Below are 21,224 nucleotides of genomic sequence, written 5' to 3' on the forward strand. Positions count from 1 at the left end.
GCGAAGCGTGCTTTATAGAGAAATGTTAGAAAATCCTATTCCCTAACTTTTATCCACGTATCCCGTACTTTAAAAAATATATGGAAAATCAATAAATTATTTTGGATAAAAAAGAGCATGGTGCCCAAAAGAGGACTCGAACCTCCACGCCTTGCGGCACAGGTACCTGAAACCTGCGCGTCTACCAATTCCGCCATCTGGGCTCATAAAATTGATCTAAGCGTATGAAGCAATTCTGTCAATGAAATTATAGAATTTATTTTTTTGCTTAAAACGATTGAATTAAATTTTTTGGGAGATCATGATTTTAGAAGTTTAAGGTGTGAGGACTGTCTTTGATAAAATTGTTGAATCCGGATTAAATGTATAAATAATAGGAATGCCGGTCGCTAATTCTTGAGATATAATTTCCTCACCGGAGAGACCTTCAAGCGCCATAATAAGAGCACGAAGAGAGTTTCCATGCGCTGCGATCAAAACAGTTTGGGAGCGCAAAATATGAGGCTGGATATGGTAAAGATAATAAGGCCAGATGCGCGCACCGGTGTCGCGTAGGCTTTCTCCATTCGGAGGCGCAATCGTATAAGAGCGGCGCCACATTTGCACTTGCTCTTGCCCCCATTGTTGGCGTACTTCATCTTTATTTAAACCAGAAAGATCACCATAATTACGTTCATTTAATGCGGGATTTTTTATCACTTCTAAATCTGATTGTCCCATTTGCTCTAAAATGTACTGAGCCGTTTTTTGAGCACGCTGTAAGGCAGATGTATAAGCGATATCAAACTTCAAACCATATTCTTTCAGTTTTTTTCCTGCTGCTATCGCTTCTGCATGACCTTTTTCTGTTAAATCGGGATCTTTCCAACCGGTAAAAAGGTTTTTGAGATTCCATTCACTTTGTCCATGACGAATTAGTACAAGTATGCGTTCCATTATGAATTGCCTCTATTCTATTGATTGTTTAAAATTCATCGTTCAATCCCAAAACATCGAGCATGGAATAAAGACCGTTTTCATGATTTTTTGCCCACAAAGCTGCTTTTAATGTGCCATTGGCAAAGATAGAGCGTTCTTGCGCTGTATGTGAAAGAATAATGCGCTCATGGGAACCGGCAAAAATGACACTGTGTTCTCCAACAACTGTTCCACCACGTGAACAAGAAAAGCCAATGGAGCCTTTTTCGCGTTTACCTATATGACCATTGCGTTCGTTGACACGCACATTTTTAAGCATAACATTGCGCCCTTCAGCTGCTGCTTGGCCAAGAAGAAGGGCTGTTCCAGAAGGGGCGTCAACTTTGTTCGCGTGATGCATTTCATAAACTTCGATATCAAAATCATCGGCGCCTAATGCTTTAGCGGCTTTCTTTACAAGGTTGGCCAAAAGATTTATTCCAAGGCTCATATTTCCGGATTTGACAATTGTTGTATATTTCGCAAAATCTGCAATTTTTTCTTCTTCTGTTTTGCTAAATCCTGTGGTGCCAATAATATGGACAAGACTTTTTTGAGCAGCGTAGTTAGCATAAAGAATACTGGCTTCTGGTTGAGAAAAATCTAAAATACCTTCTGTGTTAGAAAAGGCATTTTCAGGATCGTCAGTAATGCCAATTCCAAGAAAATCTGAACCAATTAAGGCACTGGCATCTTTTCCTACAAACGGTGAGCCTTTGCGTACAAGAACAGCACAAAGCTCTACATCTCTCCTTTGTTGGATTGCTGTAATGAGTTCACGTCCCATTCTTCCATTTGCACCAACAACTGTAAGGCGCATTCTTATCTCCTTATGACATTTCACTGTGCAGTATAGGCAAATTCTTGCCTTCTTTCCAATAGTTCTTTTTCTTTATAGGAAAAAATTTTTCCTGTTTTAATTTATCTTCTTGTGCTGTAAAACACTGTTGTTTAGAGAAAGTAATATAAGATCTACAAATTTAAATAGAGATGTTTTTCGTTAGAGTGTGTGATGAATATTCCTAAATAAGGTTTGCTTATGAAACCTAATGAAGATTGTGTATTACTTCACGTTTTTGTTTCTTTCGTTCTTTAAGGGGAGGGGCGTTCTTCATGCAAAACAAGATCTCCCAAACAAATACACTTATGTTGTCAATTCATGCGCTTGTCTTAAAGAAATATTTCTCAATACTTCTAAACTTATTTTATGATAGTGCTCGTGAGTGGTATCACGAGAGAGTATCCATGAATAATATAAAATCTATTCTGCGCCACTATCTTTATGCTTCATAAAAGAGAAAATTAGCACTACCGTACGTTTTGTTAGCCTTTAATGTTTTAACAATCCTTGGCACTTAGGCATTTCCATTCTTTTCTTTAATATTTTTTCACGAACCAATTCCATGTGTGACGCATAAGCAAGCGATTTTGATTGTTTCAAATTTGATGAAGGTAATGAGAAAAAGGTATTTGGAATTGATGATTCAAGTTAAAAAAAAGATTATTTAATCATTTTATATCAATATGTTATCTGCTAATAAAATCACGTAAAAGAGGTGTAGAAATAAGGGGACAACAAGAAGTTGGATTGTTTATACACGAGAGTTGGTCGGATTCTTTATCTTTTAGGAAAGTCAGTTGAAAAAATTGTTATGTTGTAAAAACGCATGATGAGGCTTTGTTTATTATAGAGCAAAGAGTATATGTTATGCAATGCGTTTTTTCATATATTGGGGAGAATGGAGGATAACATGCGTTAAGTATTGTTATTTCATTTTCCTAGCTTCCAGTGATGCTACAGCTCTTATATTTAAAGAGAGTCTTTAAAATCCTTTCTTATTATTCCTATGCTAATCTTTTTTGTGACACGTCAAGAAAGTGATTTTTTCATGCATTATAAGGGGGGATAAAATAAGAAAATATTATGGGGGGCTTATTCTCTGTTTAATATGATTCTAAATCAATGTATTATCGTGTTGTTTATACGCATGCATAAAAATTCATAAGCCTATAAATATCCTTTAGATAAAATATCGTTTTTACTTTTGTTTGTGGGAGAAGGCTAGAAATCAAGATCTGCATAGTGAGCACTTGCAACAATTCCGCGGACGCGATCTGTTAAAAGAGAACGAAAAGAAGGGCGTGATTTAATTCTCATATACCAGTCTTTGGCAGCAGGAGATTGTTCCCAGTCAATTTCCCCTAGAAAGTCAAGTACAGAAATAGAGGCTGCTGCTGCTAGGTCTGCATAGGACAAGGCAGAACCGACTAAGCTATCGCGAGAGGCACAGAGCCAGTTGAGATAGTTCATATGTGGTAAAATATTGGCACGTGCATTGCGTAAAATTTGTGAATTAGGAGCACCACCACCAATGGCAAGTGGCATTTCACGTTTATGGATTCGTTCTCGTACGATATGGCGCGTTGCTTCATTTTCGAATTTATTTAAGAACCAGTCATTGAGACGGCGTACTTCCGCACGATCTAAAGGATTTTCCGGAAAGAGCTTATTGTCTTGTCGTAAACTTCCATGTGTTTCGTCTAAATATTCGCAGATAACAAGAGGACCTGATAATGGAACCTCGTGTTCATCGAGAAAAACAGGAACATGACCAGCGGGATTGAGGGCTAGAAATTCGTGTCTTCTTGCCCATTCATATTCTTCAATCAGTTGAGTGGTTACACCATATTCCCCAAGAATGAGGCGTATGAAGCGCGAGGCAGCGGATAGGGGAGAGTGAAAAAGTGTCAGCATAATTTACACTATCAAATAGAGTTGATGAGAATTCTTTCAAGTAATCATTTTTATAAAGATGCTTGACTAGAAGTACAAGATCATTAGCAGCTGCTAGTAATTATAATTAATAAATTGTTAATAATAGCAATTGTTCTTTTATGCGATGGTTTGCAAAATGGCAGCACGTAATTCTTCTAAACCGAGAGCTTTTTCTGAAGAGGTTACAAGAAGCTCAGGATAAGCTGCCGGACGTTTGAGAAGCTTTGTTTGTGTGCTCATAATTAATTTTTCCAAGGCATTTGATTTGATTTTATCGCTTTTTGTCAAAACAATTTGATAAGAAACGGCTGCTTTATCAAGGAGAGCAAGAACATCTTCATCATTATTTTTGATTCCGTGCCGTGAATCAATTAAAATATATACACGTTTTAATGTTGTGCGCCCCCGTAAATAGCTAAAAATCAAATTTGTCCACGCATCAACCAGATTTTTAGGAGCAGCAGCGAAACCATAACCAGGCATATCTACTAATGCTAGAGGGGGAAGATCTCCTAGCTGCCCACTGAAGCCATCGGGGACAAAATAATTAAGCTCTTGAGTCCGTCCTGGTGTATTTGAGGTGCGTGCTAAGCTTTTTTGTTGGACGAGTGCGTTTATTAAAGATGATTTTCCAACATTGGAACGTCCTGCAAATGCAATTTCTGGTGGTCCTTCAGGGGGGAGAAAGCGTATCGCTGGTACACCACGAATAAAAATCCAATTGCGAGAAAAAATTCCAGAAAGGGAAGAATTTCTTGTCATTCATGCACTTCTTTTTTGGGTGATCTTCTCCACATGGCTTTCAGATTATCAAAAAGCTCAATTTTCACTCCTTGGCGCTTCATCATGATACCTTGCTGAATGATTGATAATATATTGTTCCATGCCCAATAGATGACGAGACCAACAGGGAAAGAGGCGAGCATAAAAGTAAAGACAACAGGCATCCATGTGAATATCATCGCTTGGGTTTGGTCTTGAGGAGCGGGATTCATACGCATTTGTAAAAACATCGTTATTCCCATAATCAAAGGCCATGCACCAATCATAAGAAATGTTGGCGTTGTATACGGTAAGAGACCAAACAAGTTAAAAAGAGAAGTTGGATCAGGTGCCGCTAAATCTTTAATCCAGCCAAAGAAAGGGGCATGGCGCATTTCAATGGTTATATAGAGAACTTTATAAAGAGCAAAGAATATTGGGAATTGAACCAACATTGGCCAACAACCTGCAAGGGGATTAATTTTTTCGGTTTTATATAGTTCTATTATTGCTTGTTGTTGCTTGGTTCGATCATCGGGATATTTTTCTTTTATTTCTAGCAACCGCGGTTGTAGAAGCTTCATGCGTGCCATAGATTTGTAAGATTTATTGGCTAGAGGAAAAAGAAGAGTTTTTAAGAGCACTGTGACAAGAAGGATGGCTATACCAAAATTTCCTGTTTGTTTATAAAGAATATCAATGAGAGAAAACATTGGTTTGGTAATGAAATCAAACCAGCCCCAATCAATTAAAAGAGCAAATTTTTTGATTTTTAGGTCATTTTGATAGTTATTAATAATTTCAACTTGTTTTGCACCAGCAAAAAGACGATTTGTAATAGTTTTTGTTTCGTTTGGGGCAATCGTTAAAAGCGATCCTAGCAAGTCAGACTGATAATGCGTTTGCAAACGATCAAAATAAATAAAACGGCTTGTATATTCTTTATTTTGCGGGGGAATAACTGCTACAGCCCAATATTTATCGGTAATACCAATCCAACCTCCTGTTACTTTTGAGAAAGTCATGCTCTTTTGCCCATTATCAGGATTCGGGTCAAGCTCTGCTAAGGTTTTATATTTTTCAGTTTTGAGCGAATCTCCTGCAATACCTATCATACCTTCATGAAGTAAATAGGTTGCATTTGTATGTTCTGGTGGTGCTGCACGTGCAACGCGGGCATAGGACGAGAGATATATTGGTTGATCACTTTCATTGCTGATAGAATCTTCAATGGTAAACATGAAATGATCATCAACAGAAAGAATACGCCGGAAGATCTGTCCTTGTCCATTATTATAAATTAAAGTGATGGGTGTTGAAGGAGTCAGGATTGTATTGTTTCCCTCTATTTGCCATTGTGTATCCGATTGTGGCAAAGCTTTTGCTGGTAAAGATGCACTTGCAAAACCAAATTCAGCAAGGTAGGTCGTTTTGAAACCCTTAGGATTCAGCAAATCGATTTCCGGTGATTTTTTATCGACTGTTAAACGATATTTTTTGAGGTGAAGATCATCAAATTGTGCACCAACAAGATTAATAGAGCCTTCCAGTTCATTGGTTTTGATCGCAATACGCTTTGTTTTGGCCAATACAGCTTTCCGGATTTCAGGTGTCATTGGCTGTTCGATGATAGATGTTGCTTGATGCGTTGAGGTATCGTCAGAAAAATTCGTCGTGGTAGTAGAAAGGGTTGATTGTTGTTTTGACAATTGCTGTGTGATGACTTGTTGTTTTTGTAACTTTGCTTGTTTGGGAGCAACATGAAGAAATTGCCATGCGATGAGCACTACGAAAGATAAGCCAATAGCGATAAAGAAATTGCGGTTATATTCCATCCGTACACCCTTGTTGTTGTTGCTGATGTTTTATTTTTGGTTTTATTCGCCGATTTAATTCACTAATTAAGGATGTAAAAGGCGCATGTAACGCATCACGATATGCTACAATGACATAGTCTGTTCCTGCTTCCATGTGGTTTGTTACACCAACTCTTACGGCTTCACGCAAGCGCCTTTTGATACGATTACGTTTCACAGCATTACCGTTTTTACGAGTAACAGTGAAGCCTACACGTGCAACAAGAGAATCTTTTCTTTCTGTTGTTTGTTCACGAGATTTAACTTCGAGCAAAAATAAAGGACCACGCCGCTTTTCTCCTGTACGGACAGCCAAAAAGTCTGCTCTTTTGCGAATACGGCAGGGATGTTTTTTCTTCATAAAAGAACATTTCGCAATTTCACTAAATGCCTGCAAGCAGGCATTAGAGGTTCATAACAAAAGTTTCACAACGAAGAAACGGTGAGCAATCCTCAACGGTTGTGAAAATTTAAATGGTTAAGCAGAGAGCCGCTTACGTCCACGAGCACGTCTTGCAGCAATAACTTTACGTCCTCCAGCTGTAGCCATGCGTGCACGAAACCCATGGCGGCGTTTACGGACAAGTTTAGAGGGTTGGTAAGTACGTTTCATTTATTTAAATACCGCGGAGTGCGGCCCTTCTTAATCTTCGTTTTATGAGCAGTTATGCGCGAGATGAACGATTTTATCCTATCATACGGCTGTTAACCCATAAGGAAAAATATAAAAAAAGTCAATCTTAGATTGTTTTTCTCTTAGATTGTTTTTCTCGCTCTTGAAAGAATACAAAACACCTTATAATTGTCTGTGATACTTTTTTTACGATACTGTAAGAGTGTCAGAAATAACGATTGAGTCTATAGAAAATAAATGACTAGGGCGTTAAAGAATTAAAGAAAGTGTGACTGATTATTGTATACTCAATTTAAAGTATCCTTTAATATTAAAATTTTTTTCAGTTTTTGTTTTTACAAAATTTTTATCAGAACATTCATTAAAGTGGTTGTAGACAAACACGATTGATAGGATTTTATAGCAGATTTTATGTTTGAGATTCTTTATTTAAGGATGGTTTCATATTTTTAAAGAGAAAAGATATAAGTAATTTATACTTTATAATTTTGAGTAAAGTAGAAAATTATCAGGTGATGAACCTGTAAGTATTTTTCGTTCTTATGCTTATATTTGCTGGTATTTTTATAGAGAGGAAAGAACGTGGATTCTATTACAAGTGAGGCTGTCCGCAACGTATTACGTAAAATTAAAGGACCAGATCTTGAAAGTGATATTGTGTCGTTGGGGCTTCTTTCAGAAATATTGATTGCTAATGGTAAGGTTTTTTTTTCCATTACAGTTCCTGATGGAGGTGTGCAAGAATGGGAATCATTGCGTCGTTCTGCTGAAAAGATGGTATGTGCTTTGGAGGGAGTGGAATCTGTTGTTATCACACTTACAGCAGAAAAAACAACAAAGGCAGCACCTAGACGGAGAGCAAATCTCTTACCTATCAAAATGCCCATAGAAGGTGTGCGGCATGTGATTGCTGTTGCTTCTGGAAAAGGAGGGGTCGGAAAATCTACGATGGCAATAAATATCGCCTTAGCTTTACAAGATTCTGGTTTCAAGACGGGGGTGATGGATGCTGATATTTATGGTCCATCTTTGCCGCGTTTGACAGGACTTGTTAATCAAAAACCACAGCTCATTGGAGAAAAAAAGATTCAACCTCTTGAAAAATTCGGACTTAAATTGATGTCGATGGGATTTTTGGTTGAGGAAGAAAAGCCGGTAGTATGGCGTGGTCCTATGGTTATGGCAGCGGTAACGCAATTGTTACGAGACGTTTTATGGGGACCTCTGGACGTTTTAGTCGTTGATATGCCGCCCGGTACAGGGGATGCACAACTAACGCTTGCACAACAGGTACAATTAACAGGTGCGTTAGTTGTCTCTACGCCCCAAGATCTTGCTTTAGTGGATGCGCGTAAAGCAATAGAAATGTTCATGAAAGTCAATGTTCCTATTTTAGGAATTATTGAGAATATGAGTTATTTTATCGCTCCTGATACGGGAAAACGCTATGATATTTTTGGCTATGGTGGTGCACGGGCAGAAGCGGAACGTCGAGAAGTCCCTTTCTTAGCGGAAATACCGCTTGATGCAGCTTTACGATTTTCTTCAGATGAGGGGATCCCTATTTTTGTTGCTAAGCCTAGTAAAGAGCATACTAAACTGTATCGTAAAATTGTTGATCAAATAAAAAATCAACTCTTTTAAATGGATATTTGTTTGAGAAAGTTTATTAAAACACAATCATGGAAGACGTAAAAATAGTTGCTTCTTTGTAAGGGGAAGTTTTAATGTGTGAGTGGAGTATATAGGTTAAATAAACAAAAAATTATTCATGCGTTTGGATAACCTGAAGGGGACCCAAATTAGAAGAGATAGAGCCATGAGGTAGAAAAAAATATTGGTATTGAGGATAAAAGAAGAAGACAGAAAATAAAAATAATTTAGAAAAATTGTAAAAGGTTGTAAAAAATATTTTAAAAATCAATTCTTTTCATAAGATGGTATCTTTTTCAGGTGTAAAAAGCATTTTTCGATATGAGTTTTCTTGATATAAATCTTCAACATTTAGCTCTTTCTTATTGAGATGATAAAAAAATGTTGGTCAAGTCTTTTTAGAAGCATTCATTTTTTGCAAAGTAGCCTCAAGAGCCGTTGTTAAAGCATTCCTTCCCCCTTGATGAGAAAAGTAATTTGACAAAAATTCATTTGTTCCACCCTTTGTTGAAAACTCTTTTTCAAGCAGTGCAAAATCGAGAAATGCAGAACGATTCGTTGCTATAATTTTACGCATTTCATCCGTAAGATTTCCAAACATTATGGTAAGGAATTCTGCTGATTGCTGTTTTTTTAACCCCTGTGTTATAAACCACTGATGGGCTGTTTCTATAAAATTAAAATATACTCCCATCAGAGAACCAGCTGTCATAAAAAGATTAAATTGCTCTTCCTTATCCAGCACCAATGTGCCCCCCAATGCATCAAATAAAGTGCGTAAAAAGGGATGATCGGGATAGACTGGTGTCAAATTTTTGCATTCTGCAACAAAAGGTAATGGAACAGCACGATAAACTTTATGATTAATCCACTCTTCTATTTCTGCTGCTTTTGCCATAGCAAGTACGGAAATAACCAGCTGTTCTGGACGAAAATGAAGAGAGCGCAAAACGCCTTCTGCAATTTGGTTGGGCAAGCAAAGAAAAACACAATCACTAATATCGAGCAACGCTTGGTTATTTTCAGCAATTATAACGTTATCATAAGTGTTTGAAAGGCGCTCTGCTGTTTGTGCATTGCGAGGTGAAACAATAATGGAAGAAACATCAAAGGTGCTTGTCATGAGTCCATTCACCATTGAAGCACTGATTGTACCCGTTCCCAAAAAGCCAAGTTTCATTTCTATTTCTCAGTTTTATATTTTAAAAGGAATCTCAATCAACATTTCGGGTGTTTTAACTAACATAAGCGCTAATTGAAGAGGCAACACATATCATAGCAAGAATAATCAAGCCCAAATAGATTTTTGGTTTGTCAAAGAGAACGGCAAAAGCAGAAAACCAACCAACAACAGCTGCGGCTAATGCAAATAAAAAACCTGGTTTATTCATAAGTACAATATGCATTGCCATTAAACCACCAATAATCAGCGCTCCAAAAACAATGAGTAAACCTGTTGCAAACTTTTCATAATCATCCATATTTCACTCCTTATAGCGCTCAAACGGTTACACACTTTTTAACGCATATGCACATAAAAACGAAATGTTTTTTATTGAGTATGGTTAAAATGGGGGCTGCCTCTTATTGATTAGATGTAAAAAATGCAGGGATATGCTGTGGCCAACGCCAAGGTAAAATTGCAATCAAATCAAAGCGTACAGATAAAAGGGCATAATCTTTTTGCCGTGCGAGCCAAATATCGGCTGCTGCCTCAATTCGCTTTTCATTCATTCGGGAAACCGCTTCCATTGCTTCAGCCAACGTTGAACGTGCTTTAACTTCAACAATTAACACAAGATTTCCACGTCGTGCAATTAAATCAATTTCCCCACATTTTGTTTTAAAACGCATTTCGGCAATGTGAAACCCTTTACAACGTAGCCACCAAGCTGCCAATTTTTCTGCACGGATCCCTCGATAAAAAGACTTTTGTCTGCGTTTTTTTTGTATCATCTTACGCATTTTTTAAAAAAACTAACCGCTGAAAAAGTTCCTGCTTTTTAAAACCGGTCTCTTTTGCAACCAAAGCTGCTGCTTGAGCAGCAGAATGTGTCTGCGCGCGTTCTAATAGCATTTCATCAATTTCTTGATCACTTATCACATTTAAAGAAGAGGATGATTCTCCAACAAGCACAACAATTTCCCCACGAATATGTGCTTGTTTTCTGTAATTTTCCAACAAATTCCCTAAATTGGAAACATCTACTGTTTCAAACTTCTTTGTTAATTCACGACAAATGGCAGCAGGTCGATCAGCCGAAAAAAGAGTGACCATATCCTGTAAAGTTTCAACAAGACGATGCGGTGATTCATAAAAAATTAAAGTTGCTGGAATCTCTTTTAATTGTTCCAACCGTTTTCTGCGCTGTAGCTTGCGTGCACTCAAAAAACCTGCAAAAAAAAAGCTATCAGTAGGAAGCCCTGTCGGTATAAGAGCGGCTAAAAGAGCGGATGCTCCAGGAATAGGAATAATTTTATGACCAGCTTTACGGGCTTCTTCCACCAATCGAAATCCGGGATCAGAAATAAGTGGTGTTCCCGCATCTGAAACAAGCGCTACTGTTTTGTTTTCTGCTAAAGCCGCTAAGAGCTTCGGACCCGCTTTTTGCGCATTATATTCATGATAGAGAAAAGTTTTTTTTTGAATACCGTAACGTTCCAACAAAATACGTGTTACCCGTGTATCCTCACACGCTAAAATATCAATTCTTGCAAGCACTTGCAAAGCACGAAGCGTAATATCTGCAAGATTTCCGATAGGCGTTGCCACAAGATAAAGCCCTGATTCTATAACGGGTGCAGAATAAGCATGCGCACCTATAAAATATGCTTTTTCACACATGCTCTTTTCTTTTCATCAAATTTCCCTCACCACAAGAGTTTTATCCATACCCATAAGCCATTTGGGCTCATTTTTATCAGCGCATTTTTTTATCATTATAAAGGCTTACCTTACTCGAATAATCGATTACACTACAATAAGATAATCTCATATTTAACGTCTTAATCTAACATTATTATCTATTTTGATCCGCGTTATCTTTTTTAGTAAAACAAATTCCAGATGTAACCAATATTCTATCAGCTCCACGATTTTCTATAAAGTTTTTCCTTCGAGAACCAAAAAACAATTTTACCTATGCCACCATCTCACGCTTGGCTGTGCTCTTTTAAAAGCTAAGCTTTTTAGACTATTTCCATAACGCCTATCTTTCAAATATTCTATTGATATCCAAACTGTTTTTCTGAGCAAATGTAAACAGCCTGTTTTGAAACATAAACAGCTAATTGTATTGTTATTGATCAAATATAAGCCCTTATCAGAAAAATATTTCATTTTTTCATATTCTCTACAGCTTTAACAGTATAATAAGTACCTTAGAAACGTTTAAGGCTAATTGTATATTTCAATTTTAGGAGAATGAACAATGATTATACATTGGGGCATTACATATTGGGATAGAAGGGGCCCTCATTGCCTTGCGGACAGGTCCAAGTGATATTTTGGTTCGGATCTTTGATATCGCATGTTTTACAATGTATGCAATTTGAAGCGTTGATAATATAAGTCAGATGATCATTATACTCTAGCCACTCGTAGACAGCGGCGGGGCAATAGTGTGTGGAAGGTGCCCCATAGATTGCATATTCGGAGTCTTTTTGTTTTCTTAATGAGGCTATTTTTAAATGGCAAGGTTGATTTTCTTCATGGTGCGTATTGGAAAGGGCAACACTTGAAAGGCGATCAAAGGTTACAACACCATCTGGTTTTGGGTAAGCAATGGGTTGAAATTTTTTTGCTGGTTCAAGATATGCATAATCTTCCTTTTTGTGGGGGAGTGTTTTAAATAAGGAAAATCCGAACAGCTGTTGCCACCACATATCAAAACCGGCAAGTTTAATTCCATATTTTGTCCCATATTGTGCCCAGAGCGGTTTGGCATTTCGCACTTTATAAAGATCTTTGCCAATGGGACCTTTTCGCCACTGTTCTTCGATTTCTTTAACCTCATCATGGGCACGTCCTTGCGTGAGAGCGGTAGCGATTTTATCGGCAGCTAATATGCCAGATAAGATGGCATTGTGTGAGCCTTTGATACGAGGAACATTGACAAAGCCAGCAGAGCAGCCAATAAGTGCTCCACCAGGAAAGGTGAGTTTTGGTACAGATTGCCAACCTCCTTCGCTGATAACACGTGCACCATAGGAAAGACGTTTTGCACCTTTGAAGATTTCATAGAGTTTTGGATGTGTTTTAAAACGTTGAAATTCTTCAAAAGGAGAAAGATAAGGATTTTTGTAATCTAAGTGCACAACAAAACCGACAGAAATGACATTGTTTTCTTGGTGATAAAGAAAGCCACCACCACCGGTATTATTGTCTAAGGGCCAACCAGTGAAATGTTGCACTAAACCGCGTTGGTGTTTATGGGGATCAATTTCCCAGAGTTCTTTGAGTCCAAGACCAAATTTTTGTGGTTCACGATTTTTGCTAAGGTTGAAATGTTTTATCAGTTGTTTTGCAATTGAGCCGCGTGCTCCTTCCGCAATCAGAGTATATTTTGCCAATAACGCCATACCAGGCATATAATTTTTTCCAGGGGTTCCATCTTTGTTAAGCCCCATATCACCGGTGAGAACACCAATGATAGCTCCGTTATCTTTTTGGATAATGGGCTCTGTTGCTGCAAAACCAGGATAGATTTCAACACCCAACGCTTCAGCTTTTTTGCTTAGCCAGCGGCAGACGCTCCCAAGCGAAACGATATAACATCCGTTATTTGATAAGATTCTGGGATGCAAAATATTGGGCAATAGTGTCGCTTTTTGAGGCTTTAGAAAAAAAAATTGGTCCTGGATGACAGGGGTTGTGAAGGGATGGTCGTTGTCATTTCTCCATTCTGGTAAGAGTGTATCGATACCAATGGGGTCAACAACTGCGCCCGAGAGAATATGTGCACCAACTTCGGTCCCTTTTTCAACAATTGTAACAGAAAGCTCAGGATTAATTTGTTTAAAGCGAATTGCGGCAGAAAGCCCTGCAGGTCCTGCTCCGACAATGACTATGTCAAACTCCATACTTTCACGTTGGTCATGCGGAAATGCATTCATAACTTATAAAGCTTTCTCTAATTCTGGAATAATTTGGTGGAGATCACCTACAAGGGTGTAATCGGCAATTTGCATGATGGGAGCTTCTTCATCTTTATTAATGGCAACAATAATTTGTGCATCCATTATACCGGCTAAATGCTGGATTGCACCGGAAATGCCAACGGCGATATAGAGTTCAGGGGCAACGACTTTTCCTGTTTGTCCAATTTGCCAGTCATTGGGAGCGTAGCCTGCATCAACTGCTGCGCGGCTGGCACCTAAAGCGGCATCTAATTTGTTTGCAAGGGGAAGAAGAAGTGCCATAAATTGTTCTTGAGAACCAAGACCACGCCCGCCTGATATAATAACACGTGCAGAGGTAAGATCAGGACGATCAATTTTGTTGGTTTCTTCTTTTACGAAAGAAGAAAGATTTGGATTGGGAGCTGGTGTTATTATTTTAATGGGAGCAGAATTATTTTGGGAAGGCGTTGGTGTGAAAGAAGCTGTGCGAACTGTTATAATTTTTTTATGATCATTGGTACGGACAGTTTCAAGTACATTGCCTGCATAAATGGGTCGTTTGAAGGTATCGGGTGAAAGAACGGCGGTAATATCTGAAATTTGCATAAGATCAAGAAGGGCTGCTACGCGTGGCATCACATTTTTTCCAGTGCTGCTGGATGCAGCCATGATCACATCATAATCATTTGCTAACGTGAGAATTGTATCTGCCATAGGCTCGGCAAGTTGATGGGCTAAATAGTCTGCTTTTGCAATAAGAACTTGCCGCACACCATTAAGTTTAGCACTATTTTCCGCTATCGTTTGAATTTTTTCTCCGCAAACCAGAATATCGATATCATTACTGAGTGCGCGTGCAGCGGTGAGCGCTTTTGCTGTTTCTTCTGTATTATGATCAGCCAATAAAAGAATTGCCATAAGTTTTTGCCCTTTTATGTGAGTGTTGCTTTTACTCTAGTGGTGAGAATATTAAATGCAGTTCTTTTGTTTTAGCGCACTGACAAGCTCTACTACATTCGCCACTTTAATACCGGATTGACGGGGTTTTGGCTCTTCAACGCTTAAAATTGTTAAGCGTGCTTCCGTATCGATGCCAAGATCAGCAAGAGATTTTTGTTCAATGTTTTTCTTTTTTGCTTTCATGATATTGGGGAGAGAGGTGTAACGCGGTTCATTGAGCCGTAGATCGGCGGTCATAACCATGGGAAGGGGAAGACAAAGGGTTTGTGTTCCATTATCAACTTCACGAGTAACTGTAGCATGCCCATTTTCTATGTTAAGATGTGAGGCGAAAGTTGCCTGTCCCCAACCAAGAAGAGCTGCGAGCATTTGTCCTGTTTGGTTGCTATCGTCATCAATTGCTTGTTTTCCTAAAAAGACCATATCGGGTTTTTCTTCATCAACAATAGCTTTGAGAACCTTAGCAATTGCTAAGGGTTCAAGTGTTTGATCCGTTGTGACAAGAAGTGCGCGATCAGCGCCCATTGCAAGTCCTGTTCGTAGAGTTTCTTGGGCTGCTTCTGGGCCAATTGAAACAAGAAGAACTTCTGAAATTTTACCGGATTCTTTCTGGCGAATAGCCTCCTCCACGGCTATCTCATCAAAAGGATTCATAGACATTTTTACGTGAGACAGATCAACACCTGTACTATCGGGTTTGACGCGTATCTTGATGTTATAATCAACAACACGTTTGACAGCGACAATTATCTTCATAATGATCCTCTTTGTTTGTATGACCACAAGTTTATAGCAATACTCATAAGAAACCAAATTGTTTAGAATGAAGTCTCATTTATAACTTGTGTTATCTTTCATATAAGCTTTTTTTACGTTTACTTGTACTTTCTCGTCGTTATTTTCAATCTTCATATTTTTGCATTGCTATAATTGCCTTATTTGCTTGAATAAAAAGTAAAAAAATCAACCTGTCTTGTGAGAATATTCTTTTTTAGTTTCTTATGCTTTGTTTATGATGGTGCAATAGGTCCTTTATACAGTGAAAAAGATAAAAATGGGGGAATGATTTTGCTCTTCAAATTGTGAAGACAGAAAAATTAAAGATCTGTCTTTCAAATATTTTGATAAAGATTGGGGAAAATATTTCTAACAAAAAAGTTTTTAGGAGTTCTTAAAGCTCTATTTACTAAAATAGAGCACACTTTCTCATCATTTGTTGCGATTCTTTTCAAAAAGGTTAATGAGGGGTAGGCGTTTGTGAATACGAAGGGTCATACGATCGATCAGGCGACCAATCAGGTTAGGAATGGTAAATTCTTTTCTTTTGTTGAACAGAAAGAAAGAATGGATACTTCTGTAGAAGTAACGATGTCGGATATTGCTCAAAAATTACGCACCGTTTATACGCAAATGCAAATGAAGCATCCGCCCCGTTCTTTGATGCAGCAGAGTTCTGTAGAAGAGCATTTTAAATCTTATTTAGATGATATTAGTCGAGCCATTTTGGCTGAACATTATATACGTCGTCAAAGAGAAAAAAAGCTTTTTGAGTCTTTAGAGCAGATTAAAACAATTGTCAAAAGTTTGCAGAGTGAAAAAAAAAGCTTAGAAGAAGAAGCGGTAACACGACGGGTATCTCGTTCAAAATCACCTGATTCTGTTGTACAAAAACTTGCTCATATGGAATGTAAGGAAAATCAAGAACGTTTATTCCTTCAAAAGATGCAAAATTTTTCGAAACAAAACGGTATAATTCCACTCCAAACAAATGTTGAAAATACGTTGCAGCAAGAAAATAGAAGTTCTTTGCCCAGTGATGCTCTGAAACCTTCTTTTAAAAAGGATGAGGGAGTAGTGAAGCGTGCTGTGATAGAAGAAAAGGGTATGATGGGTGTTCAGGTATCTAATCATTGCAGTGAGAATGGTTTTTTTTCTTTAAAGGTGCAGTCTCGGGAACATGTCTCGTTTTTATCTTATTTGGTAAAAAAAAGTGTTCTTTGTTTTTTAACCGTTGTATTTGTGTTAGCGATAACGTTATGTCTTTATAGCTTTTTAAAAGGAGCTCGTTTTTTTTAATTTGTATGATGTTGATGTTAATAGATGTGAAATGTACTGCGCATTCGTGTTTGTACGAAAGCTATAGCAACTAGAATTATTCTTTTAAACACGCAACAAAGATTATTGGAAAAGAGGATAATTGGAGAAGGATTCTCTAATTGTTAAAAAAAACTCAAATTATCTTGAAGGTTCTGTAAGTGAGTATTTATTTACCAATTGCTGAAATGTCACTCAATATGCTGATCTTGATTGGTATGGGAGTCGTTGCTGGTTTTTTTTCAGGCCTTTTTGGAATCGGTGGTGGATTTCTCATCACACCGTTATTGATTTTTTATAATATTCCTCCTGCTATTGCTGTTGGAACAGGTGCTAACCAGATGATTGCGTCATCTGTAACAGGAGCAATTACACATTTTAGAAGACGTACGCTCGATATTAAACTTGGTATTCTTTTGGCGATTGGAGGAGGGGGTGGTTCTTTAATCGGGATTCAGGTTTTCTCTGTTTTGAAAAAGTTAGGTCAATTAGACTTAATGATTTCGCTTCTTTATGTGATTCTTCTTGGAAGTGTAGGAAGCTTGATGATCGTTGAAAGTTGGTATGATATGATGCGCAAGCGTAAGGCAGGAAAAGCCAATATTCGTCTTGCTGGTCGACATAACTGGATTCATCGCTTACCCTTAAAAATGCGTTTTCGGACATCTATGATATATGTTAGCATTATTCCAGTTTTAGGGATTGGTCTCATTGTGGGGTTGTTGTCTTCTATTATGGGAATTGGTGGGGGGTTCTTTATGATACCAGCATTGATTTACCTTCTGCGTGTTCCAACCAGTGTGGTGATTGGGACTTCACTTTTTCAGATTACATTTGTGTCTTCTTTCACGACAGTTTTGCAAAGTATGACTAATCAGTCCGTTGATATTGTCTTGGCTTTTTTGTTAATGCTTGGAGGAAGTATTGGTGCGCAATATGGAACAAGGGCTGGACGGAAGTTAAAGGCTGAACAACTGCGTATGGCGCTTGCATGTTTAGTGTTGATTGTGTGTATGCGTCTTGCTTTTCAATTATTTATACGCCCTGATAATCTTTTCTCTCTGGATATTCTTATGAGATAAAAATGGGTAGATTATTTTTTTTATACATCATTGCAGGTTTCTTTTATTTTATTTCTTTTTCTACATGGTCACATGTTGGGACGCCAGCTACATCCATTGATCAACTTGACCACGAAACTGTCCAAATTATCGTAACAACGAATACGATTACTGTGGATGCAAATTTTGCTGGTCGTGATCTTTATATTGCTGGTGTTTTGGAAAATATTGATCCGTTATATTCTCGACAGAACCGTTATGATGTTGTTGTAAGCTTGGAGGGACAAGATCGGACAATGGTGATGCGAGAAAAAAAACGCAATGCCGGTGTATGGGTTAATACAGATTCTCTTATTTTTAAAAAGGTTCCTCTTTTTTACTCTATGGTCACAACACGTGAAATTGACGATATTACGAGTATTGAAGATTATAAACGCTTAGGGTTAGGATTACTCTATTTGCCATTACAGACGGATGAACAAGATCAGAAAAAAATACAAAGCTTTCGCGATGAACTTATAAAATTGCAAAAAGCTAAAAGCCTTTATTACGAGGAAGTAGGTGGTGTTCGTTTTGGTTCTGACACACTTTTCACAGCACATTTTCGTTTGCCAGCAAATATTCCTGTTGGACATTATAAAGTTCGTGCTTATCTTTTTCGTGATGGACAGTTTATTGATAGTGCAACAACGACTCTTGAAATTGTTAAAGCACATATCGCTTATACAATTTTTTATGCAGCGCACAAGTATCGTTTTTTATATGGTATTGTTGCAGTGATTATTGCTATTACTACAGGATTTTTATGTCGTTTGATTTTTCGAAAAGATTAGCACAAGGAAAATGTTAAGGCTTTTATTTTTTATGAAAAATTCGTAAGATAAGAAAAATAGGTACAACAATAATAGCTCCCGTCATAGTTATATGAAAGAAATTTGTAAGCGTTATAAATCCTGCTTCCCATAGTGATTGAAAAAAATCTACTATTCTTTGTATGAGGTTTCGAGGTGTCCATCCCAAAAAATTCATTACGATGCCAATGAAGAATGAAAGGATAAGCAATTTTAGACTAACACGGTTTAATGTTCCTCCAAGAAACGCATGAGAAGAATTTAACAATTTTTTCTTTCGGTTCATTTTAATATACTTTCGAAGATCGTGTTTTTTATTGTATTAACATAGTACAGCGATGTTATTATCATAAAAGAAAAATATTTTTTATTTTTTCTTACTTTTTTAAGTTCACTACCTTAGTACTGGTGTAATAACAGTGCTGTTTTTTGAAATATACGCGTATTTTATTGCATTTTCGCGATATTTTCAGGGCGCTTCATTTAATGAAATGAAGGGGTATCCTTTTGTTTCTGAGAATTTGTAGAGAAATTTTATAACGTTTCGATATTCCGCGTCAGGGTGAGAGTTTTTGTTCGTTGAAGATTTTGTAACCGACTTATTGTTGTTGTGTATAGAAATAATATTTCAAGACAGTTTACTTAAAAAAAGACTATCTATTCTGATAAGGGTATGCTTATATAGGTATTATATTTAGGTATTTCAACCTTAGTCATTGAAAAGATTTTTTTCTGAAAAAAATCAAGCAATGAATTGAGTGTTGTTAAAGGAGCAAAGGTATTTAAAATACAGTATTGAAAAAAGTTTTGTTATGTACGAACGCGTGAGGGAATGTCAGAGGTTTGTGGTGCCCGTGCTCCTTTTATTTGGAAATAAGATATAATGAGAAGCTGTTATTTAGTGGGGAATTATGGAAAAATCCAAAATTCCTTTTGCAGAAGGGGTAGAGGTGGTTGATGTTGGGCGATGGGCAAATTTTTCTGTTTTGTTGAAATATCAAATTATTATGAAGGCTCTTTGTTATTAAGGTTTTTGAGCTAACAGGGGATTGTCCTTTGATGGCATAAAAACGCTAGAGTAAAGAAGAGCTAAACTTGTCCGACAAGAGAGAAGAAATCTTTGTCTTATACCCTTCAATGGTAGACGTTGTAATATCATCAATAATTGGTGATGGGTTATGTCATTCATCATATATTAGATTGTTTTTCGGTGCATATTGGGGGGGACTATGGGCAGGAGGAGTGGTTGATAAGTGATGTTATTTGAAAGTTCTAAAACGTTATCTCTCAGAGCCTATGGTTTGTCTAATTTTATTATTTTGCACATTCTTGTTGCGTGGGGAATTTATACAATAAACTTTAAAAGGAAAAGTCTATGAACTTAAAAAGAAAAATATTGAAAAGTAGCGGATCTCTTGTTGCTGCTCTTATTGCACTGGGAGTAGTTGTACAACAGGTTTCAGCAAAAACACCGGCTGATACCCTTGTGATGGCTTGGAATCTTGATGCAATCAGTACGTTTGATCCTGCGCAGCTCACGGATGTTTATGGAAGTGAAATTGTTCGCAATGTTTGTGATAACTTAGTCAGTACTGCGACAGATGATCCTGCTAAAATGGTTCCCGCTTTAGCAACTCATTGGGATGTTTCAGGTGATGATCACAGTACGGTGATTACCTTTCATTTGCGTGATGGTTTGAAGTTTAATAATGGCAAGCCAGCCAATGCCAATGATCTTGTTTGGGGTATGAGGCGGGTTGTCAAATTGAAGATGGGTAATGCGGCAATTTTTAATGAATATGGAATTACAGAACAAAATGTTGATGATGCGTTGCAAGCTGTTGATGAGAAAACAGTGGTGATGAAATTTGATAAGCCTTATCCAGCAGAGCTCATTCTTAATAATATTGTTGCAAGTCCTGCAACAGCTTTGCTTGATCGTAAGACGATCATGAAACACGAAAAAAATGGTGATTTGGGAAATCAGTATTTGAAAACTCATGCTGCTTGCGTTGGTCCTTATCAGTTAAAAAGTTGGCGCCTTGGAGAAGCGATTTTATTACGTGCAAGTTCTCATTATTGGGGACAAGCACCTAAACTAAAGCAGATTGTAATTCGCCATGTTGCGGAGCCTGGAACACAGCGCTTGTTGTTGCAAAAACATGATATTGATGTTGCTCGTAATTTGACACCTGAAGATCTTGCAGATCTGCAAAAAACAACAGATGTTAAAATCAAAGAAGTGTTAGAACCATCCATGATGTATTGGGGATTCAATACGACGAATCCCATTTTTGCTAAGGAAAAAGTACGTTTGGCGATGCGTTATCTTATAGATTATGAAGGTCTTGGCAAGAAACTTCTCAAAGGGATTGGTATTCCACGGGCAAGTTTTGTTCCTCTTGGCAATCTTGGGGCTTTGGATGAAAAAGAAGGGCAACCCTTTAAGCTTGATATTCAAAAAGCCAAGCAGCTTTTAGCAGAGGCCGGTTATCCGAA

General features: G+C 37.6%; 20 protein-coding genes and 1 tRNA gene. 5 read left to right on the forward strand and 16 right to left on the reverse strand.

Annotated elements, in window-relative coordinates; all coding sequences use genetic code 11:
• Positions 1 to 118 precede the first annotated feature (118 nt).
• The 8 genes from ACFIKQ_RS08360 to rpmH all read right to left on the reverse strand — a co-directional run bounded on the left by ACFIKQ_RS08360 (position 119) and on the right by rpmH (position 6,964).
• Positions 119 to 203: transfer RNA gene (locus ACFIKQ_RS08360), tRNA-Leu, on the reverse strand.
• Positions 204 to 315: 112 nt separating this feature from the next.
• Entirely contained in the window at positions 316 to 936 is a 621-nt protein-coding gene (locus ACFIKQ_RS08365) for a 2,3-bisphosphoglycerate-dependent phosphoglycerate mutase (protein WP_375636317.1), read from the reverse strand.
• 28 nt (positions 937 to 964) lie between these two features.
• The gene (gene dapB / locus ACFIKQ_RS08370; RefSeq protein ID WP_375656258.1) at positions 965 to 1,777 is read right to left on the reverse strand and encodes a 4-hydroxy-tetrahydrodipicolinate reductase; all 813 of its coding nucleotides are present in this window, start codon (positions 1,775 to 1,777) and stop codon (positions 965 to 967) included.
• A 1,242-nt stretch (positions 1,778 to 3,019) separates the two neighbouring features.
• On the reverse strand, positions 3,020 to 3,712 hold the full coding sequence (locus ACFIKQ_RS08375; RefSeq protein ID WP_208439566.1) for a glutathione S-transferase family protein: 693 nt from the start codon (positions 3,710 to 3,712) through the stop codon (positions 3,020 to 3,022).
• A 138-nt stretch (positions 3,713 to 3,850) separates the two neighbouring features.
• Positions 3,851 to 4,495, reverse strand: a complete 645-nt coding sequence (yihA, locus tag ACFIKQ_RS08380) for a ribosome biogenesis GTP-binding protein YihA/YsxC (RefSeq protein ID WP_375644689.1) — start codon at positions 4,493 to 4,495, stop codon at positions 3,851 to 3,853.
• Positions 4,492 to 6,330, reverse strand: coding sequence for a membrane protein insertase YidC (gene yidC / locus ACFIKQ_RS08385; protein ID WP_375636320.1), 1,839 nt, complete (start codon positions 6,328 to 6,330; stop codon positions 4,492 to 4,494). The genes yihA and yidC overlap by 4 nt, the downstream gene beginning before the upstream one ends.
• Positions 6,320 to 6,712: a ribonuclease P protein component gene (gene rnpA / locus ACFIKQ_RS08390; RefSeq protein ID WP_015856278.1), complete on the reverse strand. Its 393-nt coding sequence runs from the start codon at positions 6,710 to 6,712 to the stop codon at positions 6,320 to 6,322. Before rnpA ends, yidC begins: the two co-directional genes overlap by 11 nt.
• Before the next feature lie 117 nt (positions 6,713 to 6,829).
• Positions 6,830 to 6,964 (reverse strand): 50S ribosomal protein L34, encoded by a 135-nt coding sequence (gene rpmH, locus ACFIKQ_RS08395; protein ID WP_005864709.1) that lies wholly within the window; start codon positions 6,962 to 6,964, stop codon positions 6,830 to 6,832.
• Between the two features lie 603 nt (positions 6,965 to 7,567).
• Between rpmH and ACFIKQ_RS08400 the strand changes: the two genes are divergently transcribed.
• On the forward strand, positions 7,568 to 8,629 hold the full coding sequence (locus tag ACFIKQ_RS08400; RefSeq protein ID WP_375653004.1) for an Mrp/NBP35 family ATP-binding protein: 1,062 nt from the start codon (positions 7,568 to 7,570) through the stop codon (positions 8,627 to 8,629).
• Positions 8,630 to 9,026: 397 nt separating this feature from the next.
• Here the strand turns inward: ACFIKQ_RS08400 and ACFIKQ_RS08405 are convergent, their stop codons facing one another.
• The 7 genes from ACFIKQ_RS08405 to ACFIKQ_RS08435 all read right to left on the reverse strand — a co-directional run bounded on the left by ACFIKQ_RS08405 (position 9,027) and on the right by ACFIKQ_RS08435 (position 15,475).
• The gene (locus tag ACFIKQ_RS08405; RefSeq protein WP_375656259.1) at positions 9,027 to 9,818 is read right to left on the reverse strand and encodes a pyrroline-5-carboxylate reductase; all 792 of its coding nucleotides are present in this window, start codon (positions 9,816 to 9,818) and stop codon (positions 9,027 to 9,029) included.
• 55 nt (positions 9,819 to 9,873) lie between these two features.
• Positions 9,874 to 10,119, reverse strand: a complete 246-nt coding sequence (locus tag ACFIKQ_RS08410) for a hypothetical protein (protein WP_015856281.1) — start codon at positions 10,117 to 10,119, stop codon at positions 9,874 to 9,876.
• Positions 10,120 to 10,222: 103 nt separating this feature from the next.
• Positions 10,223 to 10,591 carry a YraN family protein gene (locus tag ACFIKQ_RS08415; RefSeq protein ID WP_375636343.1) on the reverse strand — a complete coding sequence of 123 codons (369 nt, stop codon included), beginning with the start codon at positions 10,589 to 10,591 and terminating at the stop codon, positions 10,223 to 10,225.
• A 4-nt stretch (positions 10,592 to 10,595) separates the two neighbouring features.
• Complete coding sequence (gene rsmI, locus ACFIKQ_RS08420) at positions 10,596 to 11,483, reverse strand: 16S rRNA (cytidine(1402)-2'-O)-methyltransferase (protein ID WP_375636326.1); 888 nt, start codon at positions 11,481 to 11,483, stop codon at positions 10,596 to 10,598.
• Between the two features lie 605 nt (positions 11,484 to 12,088).
• Complete coding sequence (locus ACFIKQ_RS08425) at positions 12,089 to 13,753, reverse strand: 4Fe-4S dicluster domain-containing protein (protein ID WP_375644693.1); 1,665 nt, start codon at positions 13,751 to 13,753, stop codon at positions 12,089 to 12,091.
• A gap of 3 nt (positions 13,754 to 13,756) precedes the next feature.
• Positions 13,757 to 14,677 carry an electron transfer flavoprotein subunit alpha/FixB family protein gene (locus ACFIKQ_RS08430; RefSeq protein WP_375644694.1) on the reverse strand — a complete coding sequence of 307 codons (921 nt, stop codon included), beginning with the start codon at positions 14,675 to 14,677 and terminating at the stop codon, positions 13,757 to 13,759.
• A gap of 51 nt (positions 14,678 to 14,728) precedes the next feature.
• A complete protein-coding gene (locus ACFIKQ_RS08435; protein WP_015856286.1) occupies positions 14,729 to 15,475 on the reverse strand; it encodes an electron transfer flavoprotein subunit beta/FixA family protein in 747 nt (248 codons plus the stop codon).
• Positions 15,476 to 15,976: 501 nt separating this feature from the next.
• Here ACFIKQ_RS08435 and ACFIKQ_RS08440 point away from each other — a divergent pair.
• The 3 genes from ACFIKQ_RS08440 to ACFIKQ_RS08450 all read left to right on the forward strand — a co-directional run bounded on the left by ACFIKQ_RS08440 (position 15,977) and on the right by ACFIKQ_RS08450 (position 18,707).
• On the forward strand, positions 15,977 to 16,795 hold the full coding sequence (locus tag ACFIKQ_RS08440; RefSeq protein WP_375644695.1) for a hypothetical protein: 819 nt from the start codon (positions 15,977 to 15,979) through the stop codon (positions 16,793 to 16,795).
• 179 nt (positions 16,796 to 16,974) lie between these two features.
• On the forward strand, positions 16,975 to 17,895 hold the full coding sequence (locus ACFIKQ_RS08445) for a sulfite exporter TauE/SafE family protein (protein WP_015856288.1): 921 nt from the start codon (positions 16,975 to 16,977) through the stop codon (positions 17,893 to 17,895).
• 2 nt (positions 17,896 to 17,897) lie between these two features.
• The gene (locus ACFIKQ_RS08450) at positions 17,898 to 18,707 is read left to right on the forward strand and encodes a TIGR02186 family protein (protein ID WP_375636335.1); all 810 of its coding nucleotides are present in this window, start codon (positions 17,898 to 17,900) and stop codon (positions 18,705 to 18,707) included.
• Between the two features lie 22 nt (positions 18,708 to 18,729).
• On the opposite strand, the gene ACFIKQ_RS08455 is transcribed toward ACFIKQ_RS08450, so the two are convergent.
• A complete protein-coding gene (locus ACFIKQ_RS08455) occupies positions 18,730 to 19,011 on the reverse strand; it encodes a DUF6460 domain-containing protein (RefSeq protein ID WP_375636337.1) in 282 nt (93 codons plus the stop codon).
• 1,089 nt (positions 19,012 to 20,100) lie between these two features.
• Between ACFIKQ_RS08455 and ACFIKQ_RS08460 the strand changes: the two genes are divergently transcribed.
• Positions 20,101 to 21,224 (forward strand): ABC transporter substrate-binding protein (locus ACFIKQ_RS08460; RefSeq protein ID WP_375656260.1); only part of this gene is annotated, 1,124 nt, incomplete at its 3' end.

The organism is Bartonella sp. MR63HLJHH (genome assembly GCF_042194155.1).
Lineage (GTDB): Bacteria > Pseudomonadota > Alphaproteobacteria > Rhizobiales > Rhizobiaceae > Bartonella > Bartonella grahamii.

What these genes read in the sequence shown, in the direction of transcription:
- ACFIKQ_RS08375 (WP_208439566.1), bottom strand. Translation starts at nt 3,712, where the DNA reads ATGCTGACACTTTTTCACTCTCCCCTATCCGCTGCCTCGCGCTTCATA.
- dapB (WP_375656258.1), bottom strand. Translation starts at nt 1,777, where the DNA reads ATGCGCCTTACAGTTGTTGGTGCAAATGGAAGAATGGGACGTGAACTC.
- rnpA (WP_015856278.1), bottom strand. Translation starts at nt 6,712, where the DNA reads ATGAAGAAAAAACATCCCTGCCGTATTCGCAAAAGAGCAGACTTTTTG.
- rpmH (WP_005864709.1), bottom strand. Translation starts at nt 6,964, where the DNA reads ATGAAACGTACTTACCAACCCTCTAAACTTGTCCGTAAACGCCGCCAT.
- ACFIKQ_RS08405 (WP_375656259.1), bottom strand. Translation starts at nt 9,818, where the DNA reads ATGAAACTTGGCTTTTTGGGAACGGGTACAATCAGTGCTTCAATGGTG.
- rsmI (WP_375636326.1), bottom strand. Translation starts at nt 11,483, where the DNA reads ATGTGTGAAAAAGCATATTTTATAGGTGCGCATGCTTATTCTGCACCC.
- ACFIKQ_RS08455 (WP_375636337.1), bottom strand. Translation starts at nt 19,011, where the DNA reads ATGAACCGAAAGAAAAAATTGTTAAATTCTTCTCATGCGTTTCTTGGA.
- ACFIKQ_RS08435 (WP_015856286.1), bottom strand. Translation starts at nt 15,475, where the DNA reads ATGAAGATAATTGTCGCTGTCAAACGTGTTGTTGATTATAACATCAAG.
- ACFIKQ_RS08425 (WP_375644693.1), bottom strand. Translation starts at nt 13,753, where the DNA reads ATGAATGCATTTCCGCATGACCAACGTGAAAGTATGGAGTTTGACATA.
- ACFIKQ_RS08410 (WP_015856281.1), bottom strand. Translation starts at nt 10,119, where the DNA reads ATGGATGATTATGAAAAGTTTGCAACAGGTTTACTCATTGTTTTTGGA.
- yihA (WP_375644689.1), bottom strand. Translation starts at nt 4,495, where the DNA reads ATGACAAGAAATTCTTCCCTTTCTGGAATTTTTTCTCGCAATTGGATT.
- yidC (WP_375636320.1), bottom strand. Translation starts at nt 6,330, where the DNA reads ATGGAATATAACCGCAATTTCTTTATCGCTATTGGCTTATCTTTCGTA.
- ACFIKQ_RS08450 (WP_375636335.1), top strand. Translation starts at nt 17,898, where the DNA reads ATGGGTAGATTATTTTTTTTATACATCATTGCAGGTTTCTTTTATTTT.
- ACFIKQ_RS08430 (WP_375644694.1), bottom strand. Translation starts at nt 14,677, where the DNA reads ATGGCAATTCTTTTATTGGCTGATCATAATACAGAAGAAACAGCAAAA.
- ACFIKQ_RS08365 (WP_375636317.1), bottom strand. Translation starts at nt 936, where the DNA reads ATGGAACGCATACTTGTACTAATTCGTCATGGACAAAGTGAATGGAAT.